The following is a 17,651-nucleotide window of genomic DNA, read 5'->3' on the forward strand; positions in this document are numbered from 1 at the left end:
CCGGAAAAGGTCTTGAGTTGAAGCGAACTTCAACTTGCAGGGTAGAGGCATGACCACGATAGCCACCGCACCGGGGCGTACCCGCCCGTCCGCACCGCAGGTCCGGCGCTCCGGCCTTCCGGCCGCACTCGGTCCGCTGCTACGCCGGCTGACCGGTGACGAGAAACACGCGCCCAGCGCGCACTCGACCCTCGACGTGCTCTGGGTGCTCTACGACCGGATCCTCCGGGTCTCCCCGGCGACCGCCGACGACCCCGACCGGGACCGTTTCCTGCTCTCCAAGGGTCACGGACCGGCCGCCTACTACGCGGTGCTCGCCGCGAAGGGGTTCGTCCCGGAACACTGGCTCGACGACCTGGCCGGCCCGGAGAGCCGGCTCGGCCACCACCCGGACCGGGTGCTGGTCCCCGGGGTCGAGATCGGCACCGGCTCGCTCGGCCACGGCCTCGGGCTGGGCGTCGGCACCGCGCTCGGTCTCCGCGCCCAGGGCCTGGACCGGCCCCGGGTGTACGTCCTGCTCGGCGACGCCGAACTCGACGAGGGATCGAACCACGAGGCGATGGCGTACGCCGGCGCCACCGGGCTGGGCACACTCACCGCGATCGTGATCGACAACCAGTCCGCCAGCCACGGCTGGCCGGGAGGGATAGCCAGCCGGTTCACCGTGCACGGCTGGTCCGCCAGCACCGTCGACGGCCGGGACCACGACGCGATCGAGACCGCCCTCACCGCCTACCGACCGGACCGGCCGCACGTGGTCGTCGCGGTCGTCGAACCCAAGGAGTGACCGACGATGCGCGACACCTTCGTCAACACCGCCACCGCGCTGCTGGACGACGATCCGCGTACCGCGGTCGTGCTCGCCGACATCTCGGCGTCGAGTTTCGGGCCCGCCGCCCGGCAGCACCCGGACCGGGTACTCAACGTCGGGATCCGGGAGCAGTTGATGGTCGGAGTGGCCGGCGGGCTCGCCCTGACCGGGTTGCGCCCGATCGTGCACTCGTACGCCACGTTCGCCGTCGACCGGGCGTACGAGCAGCTCAAGCTCGACCTCGACCACCAGGGGGTGGGTGCGGTGGTGGTCAGCGTCGGCGCGTCGTACGACGGAGCGAGCATGGGCCGCACGCACATGTCCCCGGGCGACGTGGCCCTGCTGGACACCCTCACCGACTGGACGGTGCACGTGCCCGGGCATCCGGCCGAGGTGCCCGGGCTGCTCCGGGCCGCCGTCCGGCACGACGACCGGGTCTACCTGCGGCTCTCCACCCAGGTCAACGAGGTGCCACTGCCCGCCGCCGGGCGGCTGGCGGTACTCCGCCGGGGCTCGGTCGGCGCGGCCCTGGTGGTGGCGGTCGGCCCGATGCTCCGCCCGGTGCTGGAGGCGGTCGCCGGGCTGGACGTGACGGTCGCGTACACCCACACGCCGCGCCCGTTCGACGTCGTCGGACTGCGGGAACTGGTCGGCGCGGCCACCTCGGCCGGCACCGCACCGGCGGTGGTGCTGGTCGAGCCCTACCTGGCCGGTACGTCCAGCGCGCTGCTCGGCGCGGCGCTGGGCGGGGTACCGCACCGGTCGCTCTCGCTCGGCGTGGGCCGCACCGACCTGCGCCGGTACGGCGAGCCGGCCGACCACGCCCGGTGGCACGGTCTCGACCCGGCGGGCCTGCGCCGGTCGATCACCGAATTCCTCGGCTGACGACTGGCCCTCTTCAACCTGAACCGCGCGGCGCACGCGCCCCGGTTTCCGCCTACGGCCATGGCGGACCGCAACGGGAAGTTGAAAGGTTCACTGCCGCGCCCACCCCTGACCCGTCCCCGGGGTGGCGCCGGGTCTCAGCGCCGGCCGGGGATTTCCCGACGGCGGGTACGCTCCCGGCCGAGGATCAGCAGCGCCTCGACGCCGTCCTTCCAGGTGATCTTCTTGCCCTCTTCCCGGTTGCGGGCCCGGTAGCTGATCGGCACCTCGTACGGGCGGATCCGGCGGCGCAGCAGCTTGCCGGTCACCTCCGCCTCCATCCCGAAGCCCCGGGAGCGGACGTCCAGCGAGCGGTAGAGCCCGACCGGCATCAGCTTGAAGCAGGTCTCCAGATCCCCGATGTAGGAGTTGAACAGCACGTTGGCGGCGGTGGTGACGGCCTTGTTGCCCATCACGTACCAGAAGCTGTAGGCGCTGTGGCTACCGAATGTCCGATTTCCGTAGACCACCGTGGCCCGACCGTCCAGCACCGGGGCGAGCAGCTTCGGGATGTCCTGCGGGTCGTACTCCAGGTCGGCGTCGAGGATCACCATGTATTCGCCCTCGGCGTTGTCCACCGCGGTCCGGATCGCCGCACCCTTGCCGGCGTTGCGGGGATGGGTGATCACCCGGAGCCGGGTGTCGTCGGCCCGACCGAGGATCTCTCCGGTACCATCACGGCTGCCGTCATCGACCACGACGAGTTCGATCTCGCACGGATAGTCGACCGCGAGGGCCTGCTTGAGGGCGTCCGCGATGCGTTCTTCCTCGTTGTAGACCGGCATGAGGATCGAGAGCTTCACGGGGATCTCCACGGTGCCGACGACAAATCGGCCCTAGCCTAGCCTGATTACCGGCCTCCGCCATGCCTGGCATCCGCACCCGGCCTCCCGGATCACCTCCGCTCGGGGGGATCGGCCGGGGCCGACGGCGGGGTCGGAACGGGCCGACGGCGGGGCCGGGGTAAGGAACGCCCACCCCTCCGGCCGGTGACCGTTCTAGCCTCCGGCCGGTAACCAGACGGTGAAACTCGCGCCACCTTCCGGGGCGTGCCCGGCGGTGATCCGGCCGCCCAGCCGGCGGACCAGACCGGCGGCGAGGGCCAGCCCGAGCCCGCTGCCGACCTTGCGTACGCCCTGGTAGCGCTGGCGCAGCGCACCGCGCTCGAAGGCCACCGCGAGGTCGTCGTCGGTCAGCCCCGGCCCGGCGTCCCGGACCTCCAGCACCCCGCCGGGCGGTTCGGCCGGCCCTCCCGGGCGTACCGCCAGCACGATCGCCGCCCCCGGCGGTACCACCCGGAGCGCGTTCTCCAGCAGCCCGTCCACGACCTGCCGGATCCGGCCCGGATCGGTGTGCACCGAGGTCGGCACGGCCGGCACCTCGACCCGGAGTACGACGCCGAGCGCGGCGCAGCGGGCGCTCCACACCTGGGCGGCGTCGGCGGTCAACCGGTTCAGGTCCACCGCCACCGGCTCCAGGGCGAAGTCGGCCGCCTCCAGCCGGGCCAGCGACAGCAGGTCGCCGATCAGCCGGTCGAGGTGTTCCGCCTCGGTCAGCATGGTCTGGCCGGCCCGCTGGGCGCCCTCCGGGCCGACCACCCCGTCGGCCAGCGCCTCCGCGTAGCCCCGGATCGCGGTCAGCGGGGTACGCAGTTCGTGCGAGACGGAGAGCAGGAACTCCCGCTGCCGCCCCTCGCTCTGGGCCAGCGCGGCGGCCAGGTCGTTGAGCGCGTACGCCAGGTCGGCGGCCTCCTCCGGCGGCTCCACCGGGACCCGTACCGCCCGGTCGCCGGAGCGCAACCGGGCCGCCGCCGTCGCCGCGTGCCGGATCGGCCGGGCGAGCCGGCGGGCCAGCAGCGCCCCGGCCACCACCCCGGCGGCCAGCCCGGCGAGCAGCGGCAGCCAGAGCAGCCCGACGACGTCTCCCCACAGCTCGGTGGTGGCCGGCCGGGCCAGCACGACACCGTTGCCGCCCGGCAGCCAGCGCCCCTCCACCATCGCCCGCCGGCCGGCGACCGATCGCTGGCCGGAGAAGTTCCGGCCTGCCGCCACCCGGTCGAGCACCTCGGCGGGCAGGCCGGGCCGGTCGGGACTGCCGGCCCTGATCAGGTACGCGTCGATGCCCTGGTTGCGCAGTTGCCGGACGATCCGCTCCTCGTCGGCGGCCCGTCCCCGGTCCAGCCGGTTGCGCAGCGCCTCGGCGGCGAGCCGGGCCTGTGCCGCCAGCGCGTCCCGGGCCTGCCGCTCGGCCGAGCGGGCGGCCAGCGGCACCGCGACGACGGCGGTCACGAAGACCGCCACCAGGGCCACCGCGCAACTGGCCGCGACCGCGCGGGCGGTCAGGGTACGCCCGAACCGGCGCGGCCGGTCCCGCCCCGGCGCGCCGCCGGCCGGGTCTGCCGCCGGCCGGCCCGACCCGGCGAGGTGGCCGGTCGCCGGCCGGCTCGTCCCGTCCACCGGATCAGCCGGCACAGGCGTACCCGACGCCGCGATGGGTCCGGATCACGTCGGCGGCGGGGCCGAGCTTGCCGCGTACCTGCGCGACGTGCACGTCGACGGTGCGGGTGCCGGTGTGCGCGGCGTAGCCCCAGACGCTGGCCAGCAGTTCCTCCCGGGTGAAGACCCGGCCCGGCCGGCCCATCAGGTGTGCCAGCAGGTCGAACTCGGTGGAGGTGAGCTGCACCGGGTCGCCGGCCACGGTGACCTGCCGGCGTACCGGATCGAGAGTGACCGGGCCGACCACCCTGGGAAGCCCTGCGGCGTCCGGGGCGCCACCGGTGCGGCGCAGCACCGCCCGGATCCGGGCCACCAGCTCGCGGGGACTGAACGGCTTGGTCACGTAGTCGTCCGCGCCGAGTTCCAGCCCGACGACCCGATCCACCTCGTCGTCCCGGGCGGTCAGGAAGATCACCGGCGTCCAGTCGCCGGCCGCGCGCAGCCGACGGCAGACCTCGGTGCCGGTCAGACCGGGCAGGGCGATGTCGAGTACGCAGGCGACCGGGCGCAGCCGCCGCGCCGCGGCCAGCCCGGCGTCGCCGTCGTGTTCGACGTGTACGCCGTAGCCGTCCCGGGTCAGATAGAGCCGGACCAGGTCGGCGATGGACCGCTCGTCCTCGACCACCAGGACGAGTCCTCGGTGCGGGGCGCTGCTGCCCGGCTGGGCGGTGTCGACGGCCACCGGCCAATGATGTCCGATCGCCGGGCCTGCTGCCTCCGCCGGCAACGTTCGGATTCGGTACGGATCCGGCGGCGGGGACAGCGCGGCGCCGGCCAGGTCATCACGACGGCCAGCACGCCGGCAACGGTCCCGGGAGCGGGCTCTGCTGACCGCCGTGGCTGACCGGCGGCTCCGCTACTGACCCGCAGCTCCGCTGCTGACCGGCGGCTCAGACGGCTACGGCGGGGCTGAGTCGCGGAGCGCGGGCCGGTGCGGTCAGCCGGGCCGGCGGGGTCGCCGCCGCCGTCGGGACCGGGCGGTGCCCGATACCGGGCACAGCCGGGCGGTCGACCGGCGCGGCGGAGTTCGCCGCTGCGGACCGGGCCGCCATCTTCGGCCGGAAGACCTGGCTGAACAGGGCGTCGAGCTGCCACATCTGGCTGGGCCGGTCGGCCCGGATCAGAAACCGCTCGCGTACGCCGTCGACGGCGGTCGCGGCCAGCTCGACCATCGAGGCCCGGGGGTCGGGATTCCACGCGACGTTGTTGAGGTGCCGCAGTTCGGTGTTGAGGTGCAGCCGCAGCCGGTGCAGCAGCCGGGTCTGCTCGGTGATCACCAGCCGGCGGGTGGTGAGCAGCAGCAGGCAGCCGTGCGTGGGCTGTTCCGCGCGGGTACACCGGGTCACCAGGACGGTGACCTCGCCGGCCGGTACGCAGTTGCGCAGGACCGGCAGATGCCGACTCACGGTCGGGCTGGCCACCCCGGTCTCGGCGGCGGCCGGCAGGAACGTTCGACAGAACACATCCACGCCTTTTCCAACGAGATCCGGCCGGGGATGACGCGGCCGAGGCATGGACGAGAATGAAATTATAGAAGTTCCACGATGGTTGCGTTGGCCATCCCGCCGCCCTCGCACATCGTCTGGAGGCCGTACCGGACGCCGTGGTCGCGCATGTACTGGAGCATCGTGGTCATGATCCGGGCACCGGAGCCGCCGAGCGGATGGCCGAGGGCGATCGCACCGCCCCGGGGGTTGAGCCGGGCGGGGTCGGCCTCGGTCTCGGCCAGCCAGGCGAGCGGCACCGGGGCGAACGCCTCGTTCACCTCGTACACCCCGATCTCCTCGATGCCGAGCCCGGCCCGGCGCAGCGCCCTGGCGGTGGCCGGGATGGGTGCAGTGAGCATCAGCACCGGATCGTCGGCGGTGACCACGGCGGTGTGGATCCGGGCCAGCGGTCGCAGTCCGTGCTGCCGGGCCCACTCGGCGGTGGTCACCGCGAGCGCGGCGGCACCGTCGGAGATCTGCGAGGCGGAGCCGGCGGTGACCACCCCGTCGGCCCGGAACGGGGTCTTCAGCTCGGCCAGCCGCTCCAGGCTGGTGTCCCGGCGGATTCCCTCGTCGGCGACCACCTTGGCACCGTCCGGTACGACCACCGGGACGATCTCCGGCTCGAAGGCACCGGCGTCCTGGGCGGCCGCCGCCTTCTGGTGACTGGTCAGCGCGTACTCGTCGAGCTGTCGCCGGGTCAGCCCCCAGCGGGCGGCGATCAGCTCCGCGCCGACGCCCTGGTTGAACGGCACCGGTTCGTCGGCGGCGAAGCCGGGCGTACCCCGGTAGCGGTCCCGGACCAGGTCGCCGTAGGGCAGACCGGTGCCGGCGGGTCCGGGCGAGATGCTGCTGCCCATCGGCACCCGGGTCATCGACTCCACCCCACCGGCGACCACCAGGTCGGCCTGGCCGGAGGCGACCGCCGCCGCCGCGAAGTGCAGCGCCTGCTGGCTCGACCCGCACTGCCGGTCGAGCGTGGTGCCGGGCACCGACTCCGGCCAGCCGGCGGCGAGTACGGCGTTGCGGCCGACGTTCCAGGCCTGCTCGCCGACCTGGGAGACACAGCCCCAGATCACGTCGTCCACCTCGGCCGGGTCCAGCCCGGCGCGTTCGGCGAGCGCCGTGAGCACCCGCGCCGAGAGGTCGACCGGGTGCACGGTGCCGAGTGCTCCACCGCGCCGACCGACCGGGGTCCGTACCGCACCGACGATGACCGCGTCCGCCATGTCTACTCCCCAGTAACTTGGCTACCCCGATACTACGTCGTCGGTGGGTGCTGACCGGAAGAGGTCCCGCCGTACCGGTCCGCCCCGGCGGCGGGACCGGTACCCGCGCCCCGGACGCCCACCCGGGACGGCGATGGCATCCTGGACCCGTGCACTCCGAACCGGACACTCCCGCACGGCGCTGGCGCGTCGAGACCGCGCTGCCGGTGTGCAAGCTCGGCGGCGCGGCCCTCTTCGTCGTGCTCGGCGCCCTCTTCGCCGACGGCGACCCGGTACGACTCGGCGCCGGACTACTGGTCGGGGCCGTCCTGCTCGGCTGGGGCGTACGGGACCTGGTGGCGCCGGTCCGGCTCGCGGTCGACCCCGACGGGGTCACCGTGATCCAGGGCTTCGCCGGACGGCGGCACATCCCGTGGTCGGAGATCGAACGGATCACCGTGGACACCCGGCCCCGCCTCGGGCTGGCGACCGAGACGCTGGAGATCGACCGGGGCGCCTCGCTGCACCTGTTCAGCCGGTACGACCTCGGGGTCGCGCCGCGCGAGGTCGCCGAGGTGCTGCACGCCGTACGCGCCGGCGGCCCGGCGTACTAAGCCGCCGGGCCGCCGGATCCGGCGGCCCGGCGTCGTTTCCGGTGCCCGTCCGACCTTCAGGCGAGCAGGGCGGCGGACTGCATCAGGGTCAGGCCGGTCAGCACCAGTCCGATCACCGCACCGCCACCGACCTGGAAGAGCGTGCGGCGGGACCGGGGCGCGTAGGCCAGCACCAGGGCCATCGCCGCGCCGGCGGTCAGCCCGCCCAGGTGACCGGCGATGGAGATCCCGGGTACGGCAAAGGTGAAGACCAGGTTGACCACGAGGATCGGGATCACCGACGAGGTGTCCCGACCCAGTCGACGCATGATCACGAAGAGCGCGGCGAAGAGCCCGAAGATCGCGGTCGACGCGCCGACCGTCCGGGCGGTCGCCGGGCTGAACAGGTAGGCCGCGACGTTGCCGCCCACCCCGGCGACGAGGTAGAGCGCCAGGAACCGCAGCGGGCCGAGGGTGGCCTCCAGGGAACGGCCCAGCACCCAGAGCGCCCACATGTTCATCAGCAGGTGCAGCAGCCCGTAGTGCAGGAACATCGCGGTGAAGAGCCGGTAGTATTCACCGGCCGCGATGCCCTCCTCGACGCCGAACGGCCCGATCCGGTCCAGGCCGAGCACCGCACCCCAGTCGGTCAGCGGGGTCGCCCCGCCGAGCAGGCCGCCGAAGCCGGCCCCGGCCACCGCGTCGCCGCCCCGGGCGGTGTAGATGGAGAGCAGGATCAACGCGATGTTGATCCCGATCAGCACCTTGGTGACGTACCCCCGGCGGCCGGCGGCACCGCCACCGAAGACGGTCCGCGCCGGCCGCTGCCCGCGGCGGCCCTCCGCCACGCACTCCGGGCACTGGTGCCCGACCGATGCCTCCCGCATGCAGTCGGGACAGATCGGCCGGTCGCACCGGGTGCACCGGACGTAGGTCTCCCGGGACGGGTGGCGGTAGCAGACCGGTGTGGTCGGCGGCGACTCGCTCATGCCGCTTCTCCGCTCATGCCCGACCTCCGCCCGCTACGACTCATGCAGGCAAAGGTACCCGGGATCGACGTCAGCCGTCCTTACGCTCGATCTCGACGCGCTCGATGACCACATCCTGGAGCGGCCGGTCCTGCGCGCCGGTGGGGGTGGTGGCGATCGCGTCGACGACCTTCGCCGACTCCTCGTCCGCGACCTGGCCGAAGATGGTGTGCCGGTTGTTCAGGTGCGGGGTCGGCGCGACGGTGATGAAGAACTGCGAGCCGTTGGTGCCCGGGCCGGCGTTCGCCATCGCGAGCAGGTACGGCCGGTCGAACCGCAGGTCCGGGTGGAACTCGTCGGCGAAGTTGTAACCCGGGCCACCCCGGCCGGTGCCGGTCGGGTCCCCCATCTGGACCATGAACCCGCTGATCACCCGGTGCGAGATGGTGCCGTCGTAGTACGGCCCGCTGCCCGGCTGGCCGGTGCGCGGGTCGGTGTACTGCCGGGTCCCCTCGGCGAGTTCCACGAAGTTCCGCACGGTCTTCGGGGCGTGGTTCGGAAACAGTTCCAGCCGGATCGGACCGGCGTTGGTGTGCAGGGTTGCGTAGGCGGCCTCGGCCACGAGTACTCCTCGATCGACATGCCGCCGGCCGCGAGGTGCCGGCCGGCGGGACGGTCCGCCGGCCAGGAGGCGCAGGCCGGCGCTGGTAGGTGTTTCTATGCGGATCCTCCCATGTGCCCGTTCTGGCAGTGCGGGCGCATCCGAGGGTGCAGGATGACGGGGGAACAACACCCAAGGAGGTGGGGACCGGTGTTTGGATTCGGGGGGCGCAGATCCCGCAGGAAGCTCGTCAAGGCCGAACTGGGCGAGAGCCTCGATCACCTGATGCGCGCGGCCACCCACGCGGCGTCCGGGGTCGGGGCAACGGTGGGGCCGCGGGCGTACGCCGCCCGGGCCTATCTCGCGCCGACGGCGACCAGGGTGCGGGCGACGGCGTCGGACGGCTGGGAGTCGGCGATGACCAGGTTCGCACCGTTGGCCACGGCCGCCACGGACGGCGCCCGCCAGGCCGGCTCGGTCGCCCGTAAGGCGAGGTCGAGGAAGATGAGAGCGATGCGGAAGAAGAACTCGATGATGCGTCGACGCTGGCCGGTCCTGACCGGGCTGTTGGTCGCGGGGGCGGTGGCCGGTGCCATGGGCGCGGCCGCGATGCGGCGGCGCGGGCAGCGCCCGTGGGACGAGTACGACCCGGCGGCCACGCTGGACGCCGTACGCGACGACGCCGCCACGATCATGGGCAACTCGGCGGGCGACACGACCCGGGAACCCACCGGACCCAAGTCCGCGCCGATGGAAAAGGCGAAGGACCGTACGGCGACGGCCGGCGAGAAGATCTCGACCGGGCCGATCACCGAGGGGGCCAAGAAGGTGGCGACGAAGAGCGGCGACAAGTCCGACGGGCTGCTCGGTACGGCCGCGTCGCGCAACAGCGGCAACTGAGCGACCCTGCGGTACGGGCGCACCGCCCGGAGCAGTTCCGGGCAGGTGGCGTCGTCCGGGGACGGTCACGGCGGCGTGGGGCGGGAATGCCCCACGCCGCGACCGTACGCACCGCCGGTGCCGATCAGAGCCAGCGGTTGCGCCGGAACCAGCGGTAGAGGCCGAGCGAGATCAGCAGCATCAGCGCGAGTACGACCGGATAGCCGTACTTCCAGCCGGTCTCCGGCATGAAGTCGAAGTTCATCCCGTAGATGCCGGCGATCGCGGTCCAGACCGCGGCGATGGCGGCCCACGCGGCGATCTTGCGCATGTCGTTGTTCTGATCGACCGTCACCTGGGCGAGCCGGGCCTGGAGGATCGAGTTGAGCAGGTCGTCGTAGGAGTTGACCTGCTCCACCGTGCGGGTCAGGTGGTCCTGCACGTCCCGGAAGTACCGCCGGATCTCCTTCGGCACCTCCCGGTTGACCTGCGCGGTCAGCGTCATCATCGGGCGTTGCAGCGGGACGACCGCCCGCTTGAACTCGACGAGTTCCCGCTTCATCTGGTAGATCCGCTGGATCCGGCCGTGCGCCTGCCGGGCGAATACCTCGCCCTCCAGCACGTCCAGGTCGTCGCCGACCCGGTCGGTCACCTCCAGGTAGATGTCCACCACCCGGTCCATCACGGCGTACGCCACCGCCCACGGCCCCTGGCGGAGGATCTCCTGCCGCGCCTCCAGGTCGGAACGGACCGGCGCCAGCCGGCAGGCGTCCCCGTGCCGGACGGTGAGCACGAAGGTCGGCCCGATGAAGAGCATCACCTGGCCGGTCTCGATCACTTCGGAGTTCTCGGTCAGCTCGCCGTGCCGGACGTACCGGACGGTACGCAGCACCAGGAAGCTGACCTCGCCGAAGCGCTCCAGCTTGGGTCGCTGCTCCGCCTTGACGGCGTCCTCGACGGCCAGCTCGTGCAACCCGTACGCCGCCGCGATGCCGGCCATCTCCGCCTGGCTCGGCTCGTGCACGCCCAGCCACACGAAGGCGCCGGGCTGCTGCTGCGCGGCGTCCAGCGCCTCGGCGTAACCGAGCTGTCCCGGCTGGCGTACGCCGTCGACGTAGAGCCCGCAGTCGACCACGCCCTGCCCGTCCGGCCGGGAGTTCTCCGGGGTCCGCTGCTGACCGACCTCGGTGCTGAGCATCCGGGTCACCGCCCGCACCGGTGCCGTCCAGGCCCGGGGTCTCGGCCGGCTGTTCCCACTGACCGCCACTCGATCGGAATCGGTCGGATCCGGCATCGCCACCGCCCCCTTTCGGCCCGTTCGGTCGCGGGTTGCAGCGTACGCCGCCGGCACTCGGCGCCGGACATGTCGCGGATCACCCCTGGCGGCGCCGCCGGTGGCGGGCCGGCTCGCCGGCGAGGGGCCGGAGAAGTGGTGCCGGGTGGACCGTCCACGTCGGGGGGTAAGGTGCGGACGGCCCACCCGGCACCGTGGGGGCGGGGGTTCTGCTCCGGGCGCGCCAGCCGCAGCCGGAAGCCTGCCGTCCCGGGACGGAACGAGCGGCCTCCACGCGAGTGGCGCTCGCAGCATTGTGGGCCGGCTACCGGCGCGTAGGAAGCCCTGAATTCGCCGACGGCCACTATTGTCAGATATCTGACAGAGGATTCCCTACGAAACGCCCGGTCAGCCAGATAACCGCCCGCCGACCACGCGACCGCTAGCCCCACCCCGGCGCCGCCACCCGCCCCGGACGCGAAAAACCGGGGCACGGCCACCGGGAGCGTCCGCCCCGGCGGCGTACCCCGGCATCCGTCGCACCGGTCCGCCCTGGAACACCTGTTACTCGCGTACCGCCCGCACCGCGTCGGCGAGCCGGCGGACCCCCTCGTCGATCTGGTCGACGGTCACCCCGGAGTACGCCAGCCGCAGCCCGTGCTGGCCCCCCTCCACCAGGAAGTCGCTGCCCTTGACGACCGTGACGCCCCGCTCGGCCGCGGCCGGCGCCAGCCGGTCCACGTGCACGTTCTGCGGCAACTCGATCCAGAGGAAGTAGCCGCCGTTCGGCTCGGTGAACCGGGCGTCCGGGATGTGCTCGCGGAGCGCGGCGGCCAGCGCGGCGGCCCGCTCGCCGAGCGCGGTGCTGACGGTCCGGATCGACCGGTCCAGGTCACCGCTGACGCAGAACTGGTGCACGATCGCCTGGGCCACCATGCCGGGCGAGATGTAGAGGTTGGTCGCCTCCTTGGCGATGTCCGCGATCAGCGGCGCCGGACCGACCAGGTAACCGACCCGGACGCCCGGGCAGACCGTCTTGGTGAAGCTGGAGGCGTGCACCACGCTGCCCTGCCGGTCGAGCGAGAGCATCGAGGGCAGGGGTTCGCCCCGGAACCGGATGTCCGCGTACGGGTCGTCCTCGAAGATCGTGAAGTCGTACTCGGCGGCGAGGTCGAGCAGGGCCTGCCGCTTCTCCGCCGACAGGGTCACCCCGGCCGGGTTCTGGAAGTTGGGGATGATGTGCGCCAGCTTCGGGCGAACCCCGGACTCGAGCAGTTTGCCCAGCTCGTCGGTGTCGACCCCGTCCGGCTGGATGGTGACCGGGTGCAGCTCGCCACCCTGACGTTGCAGGTTGAGCAGGGTCCGGTCGTAGGTCGGCCGCTCCACCACGACCGCGTCGCCGGGGCGCACCAGGTGCTGGAACAGGAACGCGTCGGCCTGGAGCGAACCGTTGGTGACCAGGACCTGGTCGACCTCGACGCCGTGCTTGTCGGCGATCCACTTCCGCAAGGGCGGGTATCCGACGGATGTCCCGTACCCGGTGATGCCGGCGGGGTCGGCGTCGAAGGCGCGTCCGGCCGCGGCCTTCAGCCCTTCGATGTCGACGATGTCCAGCGACGGCGCCCCACGGGCGAAGGAGATCAGCTGCTCGACAGTCATGACTACCCAGCGTACGGGCGCCGCCAGCGTCCCGGGCGGAGGCACGACAATGTCCGTATCTTGGGCGGCCGAAACCGGCCGGCGGGCGATTCGCCCCGGCTGGTGACGGTCCGGCAACCGCTGGACGGGACGGCCCGGCTCCGGATTGTGCCGGTCGGACGCCCGCGTCTCCCGTCGGCCGGGCTGCCGCTCGTCGGCTCGGTCAGGCTCCCGGGCTTCTCGTCGGCTCGGCCAGGCTCCCGGGCTTCGGGTCGGTCAGATCGAGGCGACCGCCGGGGTGCCGACCCAGACCCGGACGATGTCCCGGACCGAGATCATCCCGACCACCTCGCCGTCGTCCAGCACCACCAGGTGCCGGAAGCCGCCCCGGGACATCGCCTCGGCGGCCTCGTGCACCGTCCAGTCCGGTCCGGCGTAGACCACGTCCCAGGTCAGGTGCGCGGCGGTCCGTTCGACGTCGACGTCGAGGCCGGCGCCGACGGCCTTGAGCACGTCGCGCTCGGTCATGATGCCGACGCCCTCGGAGTCGGGGTCGACGACGACCGCGGAGCCGACGCCCCGCTCGGCCATCATCGCGGCGGTCTGCCGGAGGGTGTGCTCCGGGCCGACCACCAGGACATTGCCGGACATCGCTTCACGTACCCGCATCACTCATCACATCCTTGGGACGGGGACACCGGTTAGGGACAGACTGGACGTTCGGCCGGGGAACCACAAGCGGCGGTGTGGGCGGCGGGACCGGGGTGGCTAGTCTCGACGCGTGTCCACAGAGCCCCTACGCTGCGCCGGAGCCCTGATCGTCGACGACGAGGGCCGGATCTTCATCCAGCGACGGTCCCCTCACCGGAAGCTCTTTCCCAACACCTGGGACATCGTCGGTGGTCACCTCGAACCGGGCGAGACGGTCGAGGAGGCGCTGTTCCGTGAGGTCACCGAGGAGACCGGCTGGACGGTCTCGCTGGTACTGGGCACGGTCGGCGAATACCGCTACACGCCCGACGACGGCATCGACCGGATCGAGACCGACTTCCTCGTCCGGGTCGACGGCGACCTCGCCCGCCCCCGGCTGGAGGCGGGCAAGCACACCGAGTTCCGGTGGCTCCGCGAGGACGAGGTCGCGGTGCTCGACGAGCACCGCGACGTCAACGACGGGCTGATCCGGCGGATCGCGGAGGACGGTTTCCGCGCCCTGCACCTGATCGGCCTGTGAACGACCCGGTCCCGCTCGCCCCGCACCAGGCCGCCGCGCTGGTCTGGCCGGCCGTCGACCGGGTCTTCCGCACCGTCATGGCGACCACCCGGGTCCGGGGCGGCGCCGAACTGATCCAGAGTTACGGCGGTCCGGCCGCGACCGGCTTCCTGATCGACTTCCGGACCCGGCTGGCGGCACCCGGCGGCACCATCGACCGCGTCGGGCTGGCCGCCCTGCTCCGCTACGGCGACCTGGCCGAGTGCCAGCGGGTGCTGGACAAGCAGGTCGCGCACGGGATGCTGTACCGGCTGCCGGACGGCGGCGTGCTGGCCACCGAGCGCGGCAGGGCCTTCCTGGCCGAGCTCGCCGAGCTGCACGCCGAGGTGACCGGGGAGATCTGGGCCGGGCACCCCGAACGGCTACGCCGACTCGTCGGCATCCTCGGCCGGCTGCTCTCGGCCGCGCTCGACGAGCTGCGTCCCGCCGAGCTGCCGGTACCGGGCACCGGGCACGGTCACCTGCCACCCGCGCCGGCCGAGACCGTCCCGGTGGACGGACCGACCGACGGGCGGGCGTTCGAGGCGGTGGCGCCCCCGTACGAGCCGGACGGCACCCCGCCGGGCGTACTGCTGCTGAACCGGCTCGGCACGCTGCGGTACCACCGCGCCGACGCGCACGCCGACGCCTGGCAGGCCGCCGGGCACACCGCCCGGAGCATCGCCGAACTCGCGGCGGGGCCGGAACGGCTCGCCATCGAGCTGGAGACGGACCGCCGGGCGGCCGGCCCGTACGCCGTGCTGACCCCGCCGGAGCGGCTGCGGCTCCTCGCCGACCTGGCCGCGCTGCCCGGCTGAGCACCCGGCCCGGCCCGCCCCCCGGCAGAGCTGCCGCAGCTCGCCTTCCGTTACCTGCCTCGACGGGTGGTTTCCGCCCGTTCACCCAGCGTCGCATCGACATGGGTTAGTCGGCTGTTTGCCGGGAATTCGTACTCCTGACACGCAGCGCTATCCTCCGTGCGTTGGACGTGTCGCGAGGAAGGACCCGGAATGATCGGTGTGGTACTGGCCGCGGGGGCGGGTCGCCGGCTGCGGCCGTACACGGACACCCTGCCCAAGGCGCTCATTCCGGTCGACGGCGAGACCACGATCCTCGACATCGCGCTGCGCAACCTGGCCGAGGTCGGGCTGACCGACGTGACCGTGGTGGTCGGGTACGCGGCCGGCGCGGTCGAGGCCCGGCAGGCCGCTCTCCAGGACCGCTACGGCGTGAAGCTCAGCCTGGTGCACAACGACCGGGCCGAGGAGTGGAACAACGCGTACTCGCTCTGGCTGGCCCGCGAGCACTTCGCCCAGGGCGCGCTGCTGGTCAACGGCGACACCGTGCACCCGGTCGACGTGGAGCGGACCCTGCTCGCCCGGCGCGGCCCGGGCATCCTGCTCGCGGTCGACACCGTGAAGAAGCTCGCCGACGAGGAGATGAAGACGGTCTTCGACGACTCCGGCCAGCTCGTCCGGATCAGCAAGCTGATGGACCCGGCGCAGGCGTACGGGGAGTACATCGGGGCGACCGTGATCGAGTCCCGGGTCGCCGGTGAGCTGGCCGACGCGCTGGAGGCGACCTGGCGGCGTGACCCCGACCTCTACTACGAGGACGGCTACCAGGAGTTCGCGCAGCGCGGCGGCGAGGTGCGGGCGGCACCCATCGGCGACCTGCCCTGGGTCGAGGTCGACAACCACGAGGACCTGGCCCGAGCCCGGGAGATCGCATGCCACTACTAGCCCGTACCGTCAACACCCCGCTGGTGATCGACGTGCGCCGCGGCGCGGTCGCGGACCTCGGCGCGCTGCTCGCCGACCGGCGGATCTCGGCCGGCGGCGAGGTGGCGGTGGTGGTCGGCCCCGGGCAGGGCGAGCGGATCGCCGAGCTGTGCCGGCCCGGCCTCGGCAACGCCGACGTCTTCACCGTGACCGGCGGCACCCTGGACGCCGCCCAGGAACTCGGCGAGAACCTGCACCGCCGCAGCTACGACGCGGTGGTCGGGATCGGCGGCGGCAAGACCATCGACACCGCCAAGTGGGCCGCCTCGCGCTACGGCATCCCGATGGTGACCGTGGCGACCAGCCTGGCGCACGACGGGATCGCCTCGCCGACCGCCTCGCTCGACCACGACGGCGGCAAGGGCTCCTACGGAGTGCACATCCCGATCGCCATCGTGGTCGACCTGGACTTCGTGGAGAACGGCCCCGACCGGCAGACCCAGGCCGGGATCGGGGACGCGCTGAGCAATCTCAGCGCGGTCGCCGACTGGGAGCTGGCCCACCGGGTACGCGCGGAACCGATCGACGGGCTCGCCGTAACACTGGCCCGCTCCGGTGCCGAGGCCCTGATCAACCACCCCGGGAAGATCACCGACGACGCCTTCCTGACCACCCTGGCCGAGGCGCTGATCCTGGGCGGGATCGCCTCCTCGATCTGCGGCTCGACCCGGCCGGTCAGCGGCGGCTGCCACGAGATCTCGCACGCGCTGGACCGGCTCAACCCGGGCGCCGCGTCGCACGGCGAGCAGGTCGGGCTCGGCGCGCTCTTCTGCACCTACCTGCGCGGCGACCTGGAACGGTTCGGCCAGCTCGCCTCCTGCCTGCATCGGCACGGGCTGCCCACCACCCCGACCGAGCTGGGGCTGACCGACGAGGAGTTCGCCGCCGCCGTCCACTATGCCCCGAGCACCCGGCCGGATCGATACACCATTCTGGAACACCTCGACCTGGCTCCTGCCGCGATCGGTGAACGGCTGGCAAACTACGGCGATGCAATCCGTGAACATCTCGGCTGACCTGGTGTCCCCGCCCACCGCCGCCGACTTCTACCGGGTCAACCGGGGCGGTGGCCTGTTCAGCGAGGCGATCAGCCAGCGGATCGGCGCCGCCCTGGCCCTGGCCGCGCACCGGATGGGGCTGCCGCCCACCGCGCTGACCATGGGCAACCTGGTACTCGGGCTGGCGGTGTCGGTGACCGTGGTGACCCTGGCCGGGCCGGTCGCCGCCGGGGACGTACCGGCCTGGGTGGTGGGGCTGGTCGCGCTGCTCGGCTGGCAGTTGGCGTACGCCCTGGACTGCGCGGACGGGCAACTCGCCCGGGTCACCGGCCAGGGCAGCCCGGCGGGTGCGCGGGTGGACGTGCTCTGCGACGTGGCGGCCCAGATCGCGCTGGTCACCGCACTGTCGGCGACGTCGGTGGCGCAGCGGCCCTCGGCACCGATCTGGCTGGTCGCGGCGTTCGCCGGCACCTGGATGGTCAACCTGGTCACCTCGGTGATGGCGGCCGGCCCGAACGCCGCCAGCATGGTCACCTCGACCTCGCTGCCGGTCCGGCTGGTGAAGCTGATCCGGGACTACGGTGCGGTGATCTTCCTGGCCGGGCTGGTGCTGACCGTCGTACCGGAGTGGACCACCTGGCTGATCGCCGCGTTCACGGTGGTCAACGGCGGCTTCCTGCTGGCCAGCATCGCCTTCTCGGCCCGCGCCTCGCTCCGCTGACCTCGTCCGCACCCGTCGGGCGCAC

The 17,651-nt window shown here is 72.8% G+C and carries 19 protein-coding genes; 9 read left to right on the plus strand and 10 right to left on the minus strand.

Annotated features, from left to right (window positions below; all coding sequences use genetic code 11):
• Positions 1-49 precede the first annotated feature (49 nt).
• On the plus strand, positions 50-787 hold the full coding sequence (locus ACQEVC_RS08135; RefSeq protein ID WP_432874670.1) for a transketolase: 738 nt from the start codon (positions 50-52) through the stop codon (positions 785-787).
• A 6-nt stretch (positions 788-793) separates the two neighbouring features.
• Positions 794-1,696, plus strand: a complete 903-nt coding sequence (locus ACQEVC_RS08140; protein WP_432874673.1) for a transketolase family protein — start codon at positions 794-796, stop codon at positions 1,694-1,696.
• Between the two features lie 137 nt (positions 1,697-1,833).
• Here ACQEVC_RS08140 and ACQEVC_RS08145 read toward each other — a convergent pair whose 3' ends face one another.
• The 5 genes from ACQEVC_RS08145 to ACQEVC_RS08165 form a co-directional block, all read right to left on the minus strand.
• A complete protein-coding gene (locus tag ACQEVC_RS08145; RefSeq protein ID WP_432891154.1) occupies positions 1,834-2,538 on the minus strand; it encodes a glycosyltransferase family 2 protein in 705 nt (234 codons plus the stop codon).
• 195 nt (positions 2,539-2,733) lie between these two features.
• On the minus strand, positions 2,734-4,191 hold the full coding sequence (locus ACQEVC_RS08150) for a HAMP domain-containing sensor histidine kinase (protein ID WP_432874676.1): 1,458 nt from the start codon (positions 4,189-4,191) through the stop codon (positions 2,734-2,736).
• 4 nt (positions 4,192-4,195) lie between these two features.
• Positions 4,196-4,912, minus strand: a complete 717-nt coding sequence (locus ACQEVC_RS08155; RefSeq protein WP_432874679.1) for a response regulator transcription factor — start codon at positions 4,910-4,912, stop codon at positions 4,196-4,198.
• Positions 4,913-5,120: 208 nt separating this feature from the next.
• A complete protein-coding gene (locus tag ACQEVC_RS08160) occupies positions 5,121-5,699 on the minus strand; it encodes a hypothetical protein (protein WP_432874682.1) in 579 nt (192 codons plus the stop codon).
• A 59-nt stretch (positions 5,700-5,758) separates the two neighbouring features.
• The gene (locus ACQEVC_RS08165) at positions 5,759-6,946 is read right to left on the minus strand and encodes a thiolase family protein (RefSeq protein WP_432874685.1); all 1,188 of its coding nucleotides are present in this window, start codon (positions 6,944-6,946) and stop codon (positions 5,759-5,761) included.
• A gap of 149 nt (positions 6,947-7,095) precedes the next feature.
• Between ACQEVC_RS08165 and ACQEVC_RS08170 the strand changes: the two genes are divergently transcribed.
• A complete protein-coding gene (locus ACQEVC_RS08170) occupies positions 7,096-7,539 on the plus strand; it encodes a PH domain-containing protein (protein WP_432874688.1) in 444 nt (147 codons plus the stop codon).
• A gap of 56 nt (positions 7,540-7,595) precedes the next feature.
• On the opposite strand, the gene ACQEVC_RS08175 is transcribed toward ACQEVC_RS08170, so the two are convergent.
• On the minus strand, positions 7,596-8,507 hold the full coding sequence (locus ACQEVC_RS08175; RefSeq protein WP_432874690.1) for a rhomboid family intramembrane serine protease: 912 nt from the start codon (positions 8,505-8,507) through the stop codon (positions 7,596-7,598).
• A 70-nt stretch (positions 8,508-8,577) separates the two neighbouring features.
• On the minus strand, positions 8,578-9,108 hold the full coding sequence (locus tag ACQEVC_RS08180; RefSeq protein ID WP_432874693.1) for a peptidylprolyl isomerase: 531 nt from the start codon (positions 9,106-9,108) through the stop codon (positions 8,578-8,580).
• 189 nt (positions 9,109-9,297) lie between these two features.
• Here ACQEVC_RS08180 and ACQEVC_RS08185 point away from each other — a divergent pair, with 189 nt between their 5' ends.
• A complete protein-coding gene (locus ACQEVC_RS08185) occupies positions 9,298-9,987 on the plus strand; it encodes a hypothetical protein (RefSeq protein ID WP_432874696.1) in 690 nt (229 codons plus the stop codon).
• 124 nt (positions 9,988-10,111) lie between these two features.
• On the opposite strand, the gene corA is transcribed toward ACQEVC_RS08185, so the two are convergent.
• The 3 genes from corA to ACQEVC_RS08200 form a co-directional block, all read right to left on the minus strand.
• Positions 10,112-11,260 (minus strand): magnesium/cobalt transporter CorA, encoded by a 1,149-nt coding sequence (gene corA / locus ACQEVC_RS08190; RefSeq protein ID WP_432874698.1) that lies wholly within the window; start codon positions 11,258-11,260, stop codon positions 10,112-10,114.
• A gap of 543 nt (positions 11,261-11,803) precedes the next feature.
• Complete coding sequence (locus ACQEVC_RS08195; RefSeq protein WP_432874701.1) at positions 11,804-12,898, minus strand: PLP-dependent aminotransferase family protein; 1,095 nt, start codon at positions 12,896-12,898, stop codon at positions 11,804-11,806.
• A gap of 255 nt (positions 12,899-13,153) precedes the next feature.
• The gene (locus ACQEVC_RS08200) at positions 13,154-13,546 is read right to left on the minus strand and encodes a CBS domain-containing protein (RefSeq protein ID WP_432874704.1); all 393 of its coding nucleotides are present in this window, start codon (positions 13,544-13,546) and stop codon (positions 13,154-13,156) included.
• Between the two features lie 112 nt (positions 13,547-13,658).
• Between ACQEVC_RS08200 and ACQEVC_RS08205 the strand changes: the two genes are divergently transcribed.
• The 5 genes from ACQEVC_RS08205 (at position 13,659) to ACQEVC_RS08225 (ending at position 17,626) form a co-directional block, all read left to right on the plus strand.
• Positions 13,659-14,108 carry an NUDIX hydrolase gene (locus tag ACQEVC_RS08205; protein ID WP_432874707.1) on the plus strand — a complete coding sequence of 150 codons (450 nt, stop codon included), beginning with the start codon at positions 13,659-13,661 and terminating at the stop codon, positions 14,106-14,108.
• Entirely contained in the window at positions 14,105-14,944 is an 840-nt protein-coding gene (locus ACQEVC_RS08210) for a hypothetical protein (RefSeq protein ID WP_432874710.1), read from the plus strand. Before ACQEVC_RS08205 ends, ACQEVC_RS08210 begins: the two co-directional genes overlap by 4 nt.
• Positions 14,945-15,136: 192 nt before the next feature.
• The gene (locus ACQEVC_RS08215; protein WP_432874713.1) at positions 15,137-15,868 is read left to right on the plus strand and encodes a sugar phosphate nucleotidyltransferase; all 732 of its coding nucleotides are present in this window, start codon (positions 15,137-15,139) and stop codon (positions 15,866-15,868) included.
• Positions 15,856-16,923, plus strand: a complete 1,068-nt coding sequence (locus tag ACQEVC_RS08220) for an iron-containing alcohol dehydrogenase family protein (protein ID WP_432874716.1) — start codon at positions 15,856-15,858, stop codon at positions 16,921-16,923. The genes ACQEVC_RS08215 and ACQEVC_RS08220 overlap by 13 nt, the downstream gene beginning before the upstream one ends.
• Positions 16,898-17,626: a CDP-alcohol phosphatidyltransferase family protein gene (locus ACQEVC_RS08225; protein ID WP_432874719.1), complete on the plus strand. Its 729-nt coding sequence runs from the start codon at positions 16,898-16,900 to the stop codon at positions 17,624-17,626. The genes ACQEVC_RS08220 and ACQEVC_RS08225 overlap by 26 nt, the downstream gene beginning before the upstream one ends.
• Positions 17,627-17,651 lie beyond the last annotated feature (25 nt).

The organism is Plantactinospora sp. CA-294935, assembly GCF_050936445.1.
Taxonomy (GTDB): Bacteria; Actinomycetota; Actinomycetes; order Mycobacteriales; family Micromonosporaceae; genus Plantactinospora.

Bases quoted from the DNA above. Each gene is read 5' to 3' on its own strand.
- ACQEVC_RS08140 (WP_432874673.1), top strand. From the start codon at position 794: ATGCGCGACACCTTCGTCAACACCGCCACCGCGCTGCTGGACGACGAT.
- ACQEVC_RS08165 (WP_432874685.1), bottom strand. From the start codon at position 6,946: ATGGCGGACGCGGTCATCGTCGGTGCGGTACGGACCCCGGTCGGTCGG.
- ACQEVC_RS08225 (WP_432874719.1), top strand. From the start codon at position 16,898: ATGCAATCCGTGAACATCTCGGCTGACCTGGTGTCCCCGCCCACCGCC.
- corA (WP_432874698.1), bottom strand. From the start codon at position 11,260: ATGCCGGATCCGACCGATTCCGATCGAGTGGCGGTCAGTGGGAACAGC.
- ACQEVC_RS08215 (WP_432874713.1), top strand. From the start codon at position 15,137: ATGATCGGTGTGGTACTGGCCGCGGGGGCGGGTCGCCGGCTGCGGCCG.
- ACQEVC_RS08220 (WP_432874716.1), top strand. From the start codon at position 15,856: ATGCCACTACTAGCCCGTACCGTCAACACCCCGCTGGTGATCGACGTG.
- ACQEVC_RS08135 (WP_432874670.1), top strand. From the start codon at position 50: ATGACCACGATAGCCACCGCACCGGGGCGTACCCGCCCGTCCGCACCG.
- ACQEVC_RS08195 (WP_432874701.1), bottom strand. From the start codon at position 12,898: ATGACTGTCGAGCAGCTGATCTCCTTCGCCCGTGGGGCGCCGTCGCTG.
- ACQEVC_RS08175 (WP_432874690.1), bottom strand. From the start codon at position 8,507: ATGAGCGAGTCGCCGCCGACCACACCGGTCTGCTACCGCCACCCGTCC.
- ACQEVC_RS08200 (WP_432874704.1), bottom strand. From the start codon at position 13,546: ATGCGGGTACGTGAAGCGATGTCCGGCAATGTCCTGGTGGTCGGCCCG.